This window comes from Longivirga aurantiaca (assembly GCF_042660085.1).
Lineage (GTDB): Bacteria > Actinomycetota > Actinomycetes > S36-B12 > CAIYMF01 > Longivirga > Longivirga aurantiaca.
In genome coordinates, this window is sequence record NZ_JBHSTI010000008.1 from 138,988 (window position 1) to 150,250 (window position 11,263).

12 protein-coding genes are annotated in these 11,263 nt (G+C 73.5%); 9 read left to right on the forward strand and 3 right to left on the reverse strand.

Translation table 11 applies throughout. The features are described 5' to 3' along the window. The first annotated feature begins 2 nt into the window (after positions 1 to 2). The 9 genes from hemB (at position 3) to ACFQGU_RS04495 (ending at position 8,195) form a co-directional block, all read left to right on the forward strand. Positions 3 to 989 carry a porphobilinogen synthase gene (gene hemB, locus ACFQGU_RS04455; RefSeq protein WP_386764158.1) on the forward strand — a complete coding sequence of 329 codons (987 nt, stop codon included), beginning with the start codon at positions 3 to 5 and terminating at the stop codon, positions 987 to 989. Beyond that, positions 986 to 2,335, forward strand: a complete 1,350-nt coding sequence (gene hemL / locus ACFQGU_RS04460; RefSeq protein WP_386764159.1) for a glutamate-1-semialdehyde 2,1-aminomutase — start codon at positions 986 to 988, stop codon at positions 2,333 to 2,335. The genes hemB and hemL overlap by 4 nt, the downstream gene beginning before the upstream one ends. Beyond that, a complete protein-coding gene (locus ACFQGU_RS04465) occupies positions 2,332 to 2,985 on the forward strand; it encodes a histidine phosphatase family protein (RefSeq protein ID WP_386764160.1) in 654 nt (217 codons plus the stop codon). The genes hemL and ACFQGU_RS04465 overlap by 4 nt, the downstream gene beginning before the upstream one ends. Positions 2,986 to 3,127: 142 nt before the next feature. Further along, complete coding sequence (locus ACFQGU_RS04470; protein ID WP_386764161.1) at positions 3,128 to 3,727, forward strand: TlpA family protein disulfide reductase; 600 nt, start codon at positions 3,128 to 3,130, stop codon at positions 3,725 to 3,727. After that, a complete protein-coding gene (locus ACFQGU_RS04475) occupies positions 3,724 to 4,542 on the forward strand; it encodes a cytochrome c biogenesis CcdA family protein (protein WP_386764162.1) in 819 nt (272 codons plus the stop codon). Before ACFQGU_RS04470 ends, ACFQGU_RS04475 begins: the two co-directional genes overlap by 4 nt. A 13-nt stretch (positions 4,543 to 4,555) precedes the next feature. After that, on the forward strand, positions 4,556 to 6,187 hold the full coding sequence (gene resB / locus ACFQGU_RS04480; RefSeq protein ID WP_386764163.1) for a cytochrome c biogenesis protein ResB: 1,632 nt from the start codon (positions 4,556 to 4,558) through the stop codon (positions 6,185 to 6,187). Continuing rightward, complete coding sequence (gene ccsB, locus ACFQGU_RS04485) at positions 6,184 to 7,179, forward strand: c-type cytochrome biogenesis protein CcsB (RefSeq protein ID WP_449280324.1); 996 nt, start codon at positions 6,184 to 6,186, stop codon at positions 7,177 to 7,179. Before resB ends, ccsB begins: the two co-directional genes overlap by 4 nt. A gap of 102 nt (positions 7,180 to 7,281) precedes the next feature. Next, on the forward strand, positions 7,282 to 7,638 hold the full coding sequence (locus tag ACFQGU_RS04490; protein ID WP_386764164.1) for a PLDc N-terminal domain-containing protein: 357 nt from the start codon (positions 7,282 to 7,284) through the stop codon (positions 7,636 to 7,638). Positions 7,639 to 7,715: 77 nt separating this feature from the next. Further along, a complete protein-coding gene (locus tag ACFQGU_RS04495; protein WP_386764165.1) occupies positions 7,716 to 8,195 on the forward strand; it encodes a DUF4229 domain-containing protein in 480 nt (159 codons plus the stop codon). A 72-nt stretch (positions 8,196 to 8,267) separates the two neighbouring features. Here the strand turns inward: ACFQGU_RS04495 and ACFQGU_RS04500 are convergent, their stop codons facing one another. From ACFQGU_RS04500 to ACFQGU_RS04510, 3 genes are all read right to left on the reverse strand, one after another. Next, positions 8,268 to 9,317, reverse strand: a complete 1,050-nt coding sequence (locus ACFQGU_RS04500) for a 1,4-dihydroxy-2-naphthoate polyprenyltransferase (RefSeq protein ID WP_386764166.1) — start codon at positions 9,315 to 9,317, stop codon at positions 8,268 to 8,270. A gap of 176 nt (positions 9,318 to 9,493) precedes the next feature. Next, positions 9,494 to 9,886 carry a PLD nuclease N-terminal domain-containing protein gene (locus ACFQGU_RS04505; RefSeq protein ID WP_386764167.1) on the reverse strand — a complete coding sequence of 131 codons (393 nt, stop codon included), beginning with the start codon at positions 9,884 to 9,886 and terminating at the stop codon, positions 9,494 to 9,496. Positions 9,887 to 10,062: 176 nt separating this feature from the next. Then, positions 10,063 to 11,250, reverse strand: a complete 1,188-nt coding sequence (locus tag ACFQGU_RS04510) for an AMP-binding protein (protein WP_386764168.1) — start codon at positions 11,248 to 11,250, stop codon at positions 10,063 to 10,065. Between the last annotated feature and the right edge of the window lie 13 nt (positions 11,251 to 11,263).

Below are 11,263 nucleotides of genomic sequence, written 5' to 3' on the forward strand. Positions count from 1 at the left end.
TCGTGGGATTCCCGGTCGAGCGTCCGCGGCGTCTGCGGCGCACGCCTGCCCTCAGGAGGCTGGTCGCCGAGACGCGCCTGCACCCTGCGGGTCTCGTGCTGCCGCTCTTCGTCCGTGAGGGTCTCGCCGAGCCGGCAGCGATCTCGTCGCTGCCGGGCGTCGTGCAGCACAGCCGCGACTCGCTGCGGGCAGCGGCAGCGGAGGCGGCGTACCTCGGGCTCGGCGGCGTGATGCTCTTCGCCGTCCCGGCGGCTCGGGACGCCGTCGGCAGCGCGGCCAGCGACCCGGACGGCATCCTCAACCTCGCGGTCGCGGACGTCCGCGCCGAGGTCGGCGACTCGCTCGTCGTGATGGCCGACCTCTGCCTCGACGAGTTCACCGACCACGGGCACTGCGGCGTGCTCGACAAGGACGGCGGGGTCGACAACGACGCCACCCTCGTCCGGTACGCCGAGATGGCCATGGCTCTGGCCGACGCGGGGGCCGACGTCGTCGGCACCAGCGGCATGATGGACGGCCAGGTCGGGGTCGTGCGGTCGGCGCTCGACGAGGTGTCGGCGCAGCACGTGCTGGTGCTCGCGTACGCCGCGAAGTACGCATCCGCGCTGTACGGCCCGTTCCGCGAGGCGGTCGACAGCCAGCTGCAGGGCGACCGGCGCACCTACCAGCAGGACCCGGCCAACCTCCGCGAGGCGCTGCGCGAGCTGCGCCTCGACGTCGAGGAGGGCGCGGACATGGTGATGGTCAAGCCCGCGAGCCTCTACCTCGACGTGCTGCGCGAGGTGGCCGGCCTCGTCGACGTCCCCGTCGCGGCCTACCAGGTCAGCGGCGAGTACGCGATGGTCGAGGCGGCCGCCGAGCGCGGATGGATCGACCGCGACCGCGCGATCGCCGAGTCGATCACCTCGATCCACCGGGCGGGCGCGGACGTCGTCCTCACCTACTGGGCCGCCGAGGTGGCCCGCTGGATCGCGGAGGGTCGCGCATGAGCACGCCGTACGCCGACGCCGCACCCGTGTCGCAGGAGCTGTTCGCCCGCGGCCGCGAGGTGACGCCGGGCGGCGTCAACTCGCCCGTCCGCGCGTTCCGCGCCGTGGGTGGAACGCCGCGCTTCATGGCGAGCGGCCGCGGCCCGTACATCACCGACGTCGACGGCCGCGAGTACCTCGACCTCGTCTGCTCCTGGGGCCCCATGGTCCTCGGCCACGCGCACCCGTCGGTCGTGCAGGCGATCCAGGACGCCGCTACCCGCGGCTTCTCGTTCGGCACGCCGGGGGAGGGCGAGGTGCTGCTCGCCGAGGAGATCGTGGGCCGCGTCGACGCCGTCCAGCAGGTGCGCCTCGTCAGCAGCGGCACCGAGGCGACGATGTCGGCGATCCGGCTCGCGCGCGGCTTCACCGGCCGGTCCAAGGTCGTGAAGTTCGCCGGCTGCTACCACGGCCACGTCGACTCCCTCCTCGCCGCTGCCGGCTCGGGCATCGCGACCTTCGCGCTTCCCGACACTCCGGGCGTCACGGGAGCCCAGGCGCACGAGACGATCGTGCTGCCCTACAACGACCTCGCCGCGGTCGAGGCTGCGTTCGCCGCCCACGGCGACGACATCGCCGCCGTGATCACCGAGGCCGCGGCAGCCAACATGGGCGTGGTGGCGCCGCAGCCCGGCTTCAACGAGGCGCTGGCGCGCATCGCCCAGGCGCACGGGGCGCTGTTCGTCATCGACGAGGTGATGACCGGGTTCCGCGTCGCCCGCGGCGGCTGGCTCGAGCTCGAGGCCCGTGAGGACCCCTCGTGGAGGCCAGACCTCGTCACGTTCGGCAAGGTCATGGGCGGCGGCCTCCCGGCCGCTGCCTTCGGAGGTCGCGCCGACGTCATGGCGCACCTCGCGCCGGCCGGCCCGGTCTACCAGGCGGGCACCCTCGCGGGTAACCCCGTCGCCGCGGCCTGCGGCCTCGCGACGCTCGCGCAGTGCACGCCCGACGTCTACACCCACCTCGACGCCACGGCCGCCACGGTCGGGCGCCTCGTGTCCGAGGCGCTGGCAGCCGAGGGCGTGGTGCACACCCTCGCCACGGCCGGCAACCTGTTCTCGGTGTTCTTCACCGGCACCCTGCCGAAGGACTACGACGAGGCGCGGACCCAGGAGTCGTGGCGGTACGCCGCCTTCTTCCACGCCATGCTGGACCGGGGCGTCTACCTGCCGCCGAGCGCGTTCGAGGCGTGGTTCGTGTCCGCGTCCCACGACGACGCCGCGCTCGACCGGCTCGTCGCCGCCCTCCCCGCCGCGGCGCGTGCCGCGGCATCCGCACATCCCGACGTCGCGAAGGAGTTCGTGTGAGCACCCGTACCGTCGTCCACCTGCTGCGCCACGGTGAGGTCCACAACCCCACCGGCGTGCTCTACGGCAGGCTCCCGGGCTTCACGCTCTCCACGCTCGGCGAGCAGATGGCCGAGCGCGCCGCCGACGCGCTGGCCGACCGCGACATCACCCATGTCGTCTCCTCGCCGCTCGAGCGCGCGCAGCAGACGGCAGCACCCGTGGCGGCCAGGCACGGGCTGCGCGTCTCGATCGACGACCGCATCATCGAGGCCGACAACATCTTCGAGGGCCAGCGCGTCGGCGTCGGCGACGGCGTCCTCAAGAACCCCAAGGCCTGGCGGCACCTCTACAACCCGTTCACCCCGAGCTGGGGCGAGCCGTACGTCGAGCTCGCAGGCCGCATGCGTGCCGCGGTCGCGGCCGCTCGCTCGGCAGCCCGCGGGCACGAGGCCGTCCTCGTCAGCCACCAGCTGCCGGTGTGGATCGCGCGGCTCGACGCCGAGCAGCGCCGGTTCGTCCACGACCCGCGCAAGCGTCAGTGCGGGCTCGCCAGCCTGACGTCGCTCACGTTCGACGACGACAAGCTCGTGGCGATCACCTACACCGAGCCGTCGGCCGACCTCGTCCGCGCCGCCGGGAAGTCCGCGGCGCAGGCCAAGGGCGCCTGATCGGTGTGACGCAGTCGCCGGACCGGTGGGAAACCTCCCGGGGCTGCGGCTCGTCCACACTGCGCGCCCGAAGCCCGCGCGCCCGAAGCGCTGCGCCCGTCCCGCCTCACCCGCCCGTCCGAACGCCCGAGGAGAGCCCGTCGTGACCGCCCGAGGACGCCGCACCCGCCGCGCCGCGGGTGCCGTTGCCCTGGCCGCGGCCGCGCTCCTGCTGTCGGCCTGCTCGGCCACCTCCGGATCGGTCGACGGCTCGACGCGCTACGTCGCCGGCGACGGCTCGACGGTGCTGCTCGCCCCGGGCGAGCGCGCGGCCGCTCCGGCGCTCGCCGGCACGACCCTGGACGGCGACGCCCTCGACATCGCGTCGTACCGCGGCAAGGTCGTCGTGGTGAACCTGTGGGCCTCCTGGTGCTCGCCGTGCCGCGCCGAGGCCGGCGTGCTCGAGAGCACCTACACCGAGACCAAGGGCAAGGGTGTCGAGTTCGTCGGCATCGTCTCCGGCGGCAAGGACTCGATCGACAACGCGCGCGCCTTCGCCCGCAAGTTCGACATGTCGTACCCCTCGATGTTCGACGCCGACAACTCCCTGGTGCTGGCCTTCCGCGGGCAGCTGCCGCCGTCCGCGATCCCGACCACGCTGGTGCTCGACCGCGAGGGCCGGGTGGCCGCGCGGGCGCTCGGCGAGGTCGACCGCTCGCGTCTGCTCGGCATGATCGAGCCGGTGCTGGCGGAGGCGTCATGAGCGTCGTCGACACGGTCGTGTCGGGCTCGCTGCTCGTGGCCGCCCCGCTGGCCTTCGCAGCCGGCGTCGTGTCGTTCCTGTCGCCGTGCGTCCTCCCTCTCGTGCCCGGCTACCTGTCGTACGTCACCGGCCTGTCCGGGGCGGAGCTCGCCGGCGAGCCGGACACCGCGGCCGCGCGCCGCCGGGGAACCGCCGACGGCGACGTCCTGGTCGAGGCGGAGGTGTCGGCACCTGCGGCGCGGACCCGCGTGCTCGTCGGCTCGGTCCTGTTCGTCCTCGGCTTCACCGCGGTCTTCGTGGCGTACGGCGCGGCGTTCGGCGCCCTGGGGGAGTCGCTGTTCCGCTACCAGGACCAGATCTCGCGCGTGCTCGGCGTGGTGGTCGTCGTCCTCGGCCTGTCCTTCCTCGGCGTGATCCCCGGGATGCAGCGCGAGTGGCGGATGCACCGGCTGCCGAAGGTGGGCCTCTGGGGCGCCCCGCTGCTCGGCGTGCTGTTCGGCCTCGGCTGGACCCCGTGCATCGGCCCGACGCTCGGCGCCGTGCAGACCCTGGCCTTCACCGAGGCCAGCGCGGCCCGCGGCGCGCTGCTGTCGGCGTTCTACTGCCTCGGCCTCGGCCTCCCGTTCGTCCTCGTCGGCCTCCTCTACCGTCGCGCGCTCGGCGCGATCGGCTGGGTGCGCCGGCACAGCCTGGTCGTCATGCGGATCGGGGGCGGGCTCCTCGTGCTGATCGGCCTGCTGCTCGTCACCGGCCTCTGGGACGACCTGACCATCGGCCTGCGCTCGTGGGCCGGCAGCTTCGGGGTCTGGCTATGAGCGGGGTGCGGCCGTGAGCGACCAGGTCGACGACGCCGTGCGCGACGCCGACGACACCCGCAGCGGGCTGTCGACTGCGCCGGCCGAGGTCGACTCCTCGACGACGGTCGTGGGGCTCGGCGTCCTCGGCTGGGTGCGCTGGGGATGGCGCACCCTCACGAGCATGCGCACGGCTCTCGTGCTCCTGTTCCTGCTCGCGGTCGCGTCGGTGCCCGGGTCGGTCTTCCCGCAGCGCGGCACCGACCCGATCAAGGTCACGCAGTACCTCGCCGACGACCCCACCAAGGGGGAGATCCTCGACCGGCTCGGCATGTTCGACGTCTTCGCCTCGCCGTGGTTCGCCGCGATCTACCTGCTGCTGTTCATCTCGCTCGCGGGCTGCGTGATCCCGCGCTCCCTGCAGCACTGGAAGGCCATGCGCTCGCGCCCGCCGGCGGCGCCGCGCAACCTCAGCCGGCTCCCCGAGCACCGCCGCGTCGAGACCGACGCCGAGGCCTCCGAGGTGCTCGCGTCGGCAGCTGCGCTCCTGCGCGGGAAGCGGTGGCGCGTCGACGTCGCCGACGACTCGGTGGCGGCCGAGAAGGGCTACAGCAGGGAGACGGGGAACCTCGTCTTCCACCTGGCGCTGCTGGTCCTGCTGCTCGGCGTCGCGCTCGGGTCGCTCGGCGGCTTCCGCGGCAACGTCGTCGTCCGGGAGGGCAGCTCGTTCGCCAACACGCTCTCGCAGTTCGACTCGTTCGCGCCGGGTCGCGGCTTCGACCCGGAGTCCCTGCAGCCGTTCAGCTTCACCCTCGACGACTTCACGGCGCAGTTCGAGCGCGGCGGCCCGCAGTCCGGGGCGCCGCGGCAGTTCGTCGCGGATGTCACGGTCGTCAGCGAGCCCGGCGCCGTGCCGGAGAAGGCGCGCATCGAGGTCAACGCGCCGCTCGTCATCGGCGGCGAGAAGGTCTTCCTGGTCGGCCACGGCTACGCGCCGACGATCACCGTGACCGACAAGGACGGCGAGATCGTCTTCCGCGACTCGGTGGTGTGCCTGCCTCAGGACGGCAACTTCAGCTCGACCTGCGTCGTGAAGGTGCCGGACGCGTCACCGCAGCTGGGCCTCACCGGCTTCTTCCTGCCGACGGCGGCCGTCGACGACATCCGCGGCCCGCACTCGACCTTCCCCGCGACCGACGACCCCGCGGTCTTCCTCTCGGCGTGGGAGGGCGACCTCGGCCTCGACAGCGGGCGGCCGCAGTCGGTCTTCAAGCTCGAGACGACGAACATGACGCGCCTCGGCATCGAGGCCCTGCGCCCGGGCGAGACCTGGACGCTCGAGGACGGCACCACCGTCTCGTTCGACGGCTACGTGCAGTTCGCGTCGTTCGCCATCGCCCAGGACCCCGGCAAGGAGATCGCGCTCGTCGCGTCGATCGCTGCGATGACGGGTCTGGCGCTGTCGCTGCTCGTCCGACGTCGCAGGGTCTGGGTGCGGGTGGCGTCCGGAGCATCAGGCATTACCGTGGTCGACGTCGCCGGGCTGACCCGGTCCGAGCACGCCAGCGTGGCCGACGAGGTCGACGAGGTGGCCTCGGCCCTGGGATCACCCGCGGGGGCCTCGACGGCGCAGGGCAGCACGGGAGCAGAAGGAGCACCGGAGTGACGGTCAACGTGGCGTTCGCCGAGCTGAGCCTCGACCTCGTGTACGCGGCGATGGCCGTCTACACGGTCGCGATGTTCACGTTCGCGGTGTCGTTCGCAGCCACGAAGGGCCGCGACCTCGCTCCCGCCACGGCCGACGGCGCCGCCGCGACGGCGGGCGAGGGCTCGGTCGCCGTCGCCACCAAGACCGAGGTCGCCCTGGGCGGGCCCGACGACGGCGCGCTGCCCGCGGGCCGCCGGTCGGCCAACATCGCGATGTCGGTGATGTGGCTCGGGACGATCCTGCTCGCGCTCGGTCTGCTCTTCCGCGGCCTCTCGGTCATGCGCGCCCCCTGGGGCAACATGTACGAGTTCTCGATCACCTCGGCCCTCGCCATCTCCGCGACCTACCTCCTGATCTCGCTCAAGCGGGACGTGCGCTGGCTCGGGCTGTTCGTCGTGCCCACGGTGCTGCTGATCCTCGGCCTCGCCGTCACCGTGCTGTACGTCGACGCGGCCCAGCTCGTGCCCGCGCTTCGCGGCGTCTGGCTCGTGATCCACGTGTCGGCCGCCACCGTCTGCGCCGGCGCGTTCAGCCTGGGTGCGGCGCTCTCGGCCCTCTTCCTCGTCGCCGACTCGGGAGAGCGGCGCGCCGCCGAGGGCCGGTCGTACTGGCTGTCCGGGCTCGCAAAGCGCCTGCCCGAGTCGCAGAAGCTCGACGGGCTGGCCTACCGCATCCACGCGTTCATGTTCCCGCTGTGGACCTTCACGATCGTGGCCGGCGCGATCTGGGCCGAGAACGCCTGGGGCCGCTACTGGGGCTGGGACCCGAAGGAGACCTGGGCGTTCATCACCTGGGTCGGCTATGCCGCGTACCTGCACGCTCGGGCGACCGCCGGGTGGAAGGGTCGCAAGGCCGCCTACATCGCCTTCGTCGCGTTCGGGTGCTTCGTGTTCAACTACTTCGGCGTGAACATCCTGATGAGCGGCCTGCACTCCTACGGCGGCCTGTGATCGAGTGCGCCGGACGGCGACCGCGCGCGCTCTGCGCGGGGCCGACGTACTCTCCGTGCATGGGCGCGAGGCACGGCGACAGTTCGAGGGAGGTGGGTTGAGGTGGGCAGGTTCCTGATCTACGGCATCGCGTTCGTCGTGGTGCTGTACGCGTTCATCGACGTGGTGCTGAGCCGCGGCGACGACGTCCGCTCGCTCCCGAAGCCGCTGTGGGCCGTCCTCGTGCTCGTCCTGCCCCTGCTCGGCGCGGTCGGCTGGTTCGTCTGGGGACGCCCGCGTGCCGCCGGCAACGGCGGCGGCCTGGTCCCGGGCCGTGGGCGCGGCCCGGTGGCCCCGGACGACGACCCGGCGTTCCTGCGTCAGATCGACGACGTGACCTGGTCGGAGAAGATGCGTCAGCGCCGCGAGAAGCGCGACGGTGGCGGCGCGCCTGGCGCCGGCGCCGGCCCCGCCGCCTGACGCTGCCGCGCGCGCGACCGCGGCCGCCGGTGCACCCGGTTCGGCCGATGAGGCGCGGGCGACGTACCGTGCTTCCCGTGAGCCAGGACGACGCGACCAGCCCCGCACCCGACACCGCAGCCGCGCCGCGCGGCGCGCACCCGGTTCTCGTCTACACCGGGCTGCGGCTGCTGCTGCTCGCCGTCACCGCGGGCGTGCTGTGGCTGATCGGGCTGCGCGAGCCGTTGATCCTGCTGGTGTTCGCGTTCCTCATCTCCGGCGTGATCTCGGTGTTCGCCCTCAACCGCAGGCGCGAGGTCGCCGCGGTCGAGGTGGTGACCGCGGTGCAGAAGGTCAACCAGCGCATCGAGGAGTCGGCGAGCTCGGAGGACACGCTCGAGGACGACCTCGCCGACCTGGGTCCGGACCCGGCGGCGGGCCGCCCGGACGGGAGCGGCCGGGCAGGCGCCTTCCCGGGTGCCAACGCCGCTCCGGCCGCACCCGCCCCCAAGCCGTCCAAGCGCGAGATCCCGGCCGACGACGACCTCGACGACCTCGAGCCGACCGACCGCCCCTGACCCCCGCCTCACTCACCGAAGTGCCAGAGAGCCACGAGGTTCTCGGGCACTTCCGTACGTGAGACCAGCGGGTCAGAACGACGCGACGACGAGGCCGAGCGACAGCAGCACGGCGTACCCCAGCAGCAGCTTGCCCGTGCCCGCGAGCACCGGCACGAGGTCGCGCCCGAGCGCGCCGCCGCGCACGACCTGCGCGGGTCGCAGGGCGAGCGGCAGCGCGAGGAGCGCGAGCAGCGCCCACCACGTGACGGTCGGCGCGAGGCCGAGCGCGATGCCGAACGGGAGCGCGAGCGAGGCGAGGTACGCCGCCCGCGTGCGTGCGTCGCCGAGGCGCACGGCCAGCGTGCGCTTGCCGCTGACGGTGTCGGTGGGGATGTCGCGCAGGTTGTTGGCGAGCAGGATGCCGACCGACAGCGACCCGCACGCCACGCCACCCGCGACCGCGAGCCACGAGATCGACAACGTCTGCACGTACGTCGTACCCACCACGGCGACGAGGCCGAAGAACACGAACACGAAGGCCTCGCCGAGCCCGGCGTAGCCGTAGGGGCTCGGGCCGCCGGTGTAGAACCACGCCGCGACGATCGCGGCCGCGCCGACGAGCAGCAGCCACCAGGCCTGGGTGATGAGCACGAGCGCCAGTCCGGCGAGCGCGGCGACGCCGAACATCGCGAACGCCGCGAGCTTCACCGAGCGCGGGGAGGCGAGGCCCTGGCCGACGAGCCGCACCGGGCCGACGCGGGCGTCGTCGGTGCCGCGGATGCCGTCGCTGTAGTCGTTCGCGTAGTTGACGCCCACCTGCAGCGCGAGCGCGACGACGAGGGCGAGCACCGCGCGCAGCACGAACTGGACCCAGGTGGTGGCAGCGGTCGCGTCGAGGAGCGGCAGAAGCGACGGGTCGACGGCGAGGTCGATGTTCGTGACGGTCACGAGCGAGTGGTCAGCGGGAATCCCCACCGGCAGGTCGGTGAGCCTGGCCGCGACCTCGCGGGCGCCGTCGGTCAGCCGGATGAGCGATCCGATCTCCCACCAGGCGACCGCCGTACCGACCAGCACGGGGGCGAGCGCCGCCGGGAGGGTGCGTGGGCGTGCGCCCTGCCACCACTGCCCGGGAGTCGCCACGGCCGAGATCCTGTCAGCCCGCGCCCCACCCCGCGCGCCACCCCCAGCGCGAGCACGATCACGAGTACGGGTCATGGCGCGCAGCCCAGCCGCCTTGATCGACCCCAGGGGTCAACGAGTGCAGTTGAGGTGCACTCGTCGACCCGTAGTCGTGATCTTGAGGCGGCTGGAGCAGGTCAGGCGCCGCCGTCCTGCTGGTTGCGCCTCTGCTCGGCCTCCAGGGCGGCGAGCTTGGCCTCCCACTTCTTGAGCGACTGCTCGTGCTCGCGGTCGATGCGGGCCATCTCGGCCATGAAGGCGGGGTCGTCCTCGTTGCGCTTGTACGCCGTACGCGGTCGCTCGTCCGCAGGGAAGCCCGAGCCGATCCGCCACTGCCCGCCGGCCGAGGTGCGCACGGGGCGCCCGGCCACGAGCCACGCGATACCGCCGACCAGCGGCAGAAGGATGATGAGCACGATCCACCACCCCTTCTCGAGGTTGCGGACGAGGTGCGGCGGCGACTGGATGCAGTCGACGAGGCAGAACACCAGCAGCGCGATCTCGACGAGATACGGCAGAACACGGATCACAGCGGAACCCCCGAACGCGGCCCGTCGCGTCGACCCCCTGCCGCGCGTCCGTCCGAGCCGCGCCGGACGCTACCGGCTCGCGGGGGCCGGAGTCCCGCGCAGCGCCGTCGGTTCACGCGTCCGGCAGAGGACAGATCGCGCCCCAGGAGGGCGCCTTCTGTCCTGAGCGGGGGAATTCACGCACGGGGGAGTGACCGCAGGGCGGCGCGGTCGGGCTTGCCGTTGGGCAGCAGGGGTACGGCGTCGATCCGCACCCACGCGCGCGGCACGGCGGCGCGGCCGAGCCGCGCGATCACCGCGGCGCCGAGCGCCTCGGTATCGGACACGTCCGCGCCCGGGCCTGGCCGCACGACGTACGCCGTGAGCCGCGCGCCCCAGCGGTCGTCCGGCTCGGCCAGCACCACCGCGCCGCCGCACAGGGGACCGAGCACGTCCTCCACCGCGGTGACCGCGACGTTCACGCCGCCCACCTGCACCACGTCGTCCAGCCGTCCGAGCACCTCGAGCCGACCGTCGACGATCCGCCCGGCGTCGGGCGTGCGGTGCCAGCCGTCGACGAACGCCTCGGCCGTCGCGACGTCGTCACCGAGGTAGCCGCGGGCGAGCATCGGGCCCGACACCTCGATGCGGCCGGTGGCCTCGTCGATCCGGAACGACGCGCCCGGCAGCGGCACGCCGTCGTAGACGATGCCGCCGCACGTCTCGGTCATGCCGTACGTCGGCACCGCGACGACGTGCGCCGCGCGCAGCCGGGCCAGCAGCTCCGGGGGGGTGCGGGCGCCGCCGAGCAGCACGGCGTCGTACGCCTGGAGAGCGGCGAGGCCCTCGGGGTCGTCGAGCAGGATCGCCGCCTGCGTCGGCACGATCGAGGTGCAGCCCGGCAGCGACGGGTCGAGGCGCCAGGTGGCCGCCGCGAACTCCGCGACGGTGAAGCGCGACGCACCGCCGACCGACGGCAGCACCTCGGGCTCGGTCGAGCTCATGAGCGAGCGCATCAGCACCTGCAGGCCGCCGACCGACGTGACGGGCAGCGCCAGGCTCCACGCCGCAGCGCCGCCGACGAGCGTGACCAGCGCGGCCTCGGCGGAGGCGAGCAGGGCCGACGCCGGCAGCAGGACGCCGCGCGGCGCCCCGGTCGATCCGCTGGTGGCAAGCACGACGGCGATGTCGTCGTCGACGGTGGCCGCGGGATCCGGGAGCACGGCCGCACGTGCCCGCGCGGCAGCGGGCTCGTCACCGGCGGGAGCGACGGCGAGTGCAGGACCGTCGCCCGCGAGCGCCTCGGGCAGCAGGTCGAGCAGCGCCTCGACCCCGACGGGGCCGGGCACGACGTCCACGCGTCGGAGGTCGCGCTGCCTGCTCACGCCTCTCAGCCTA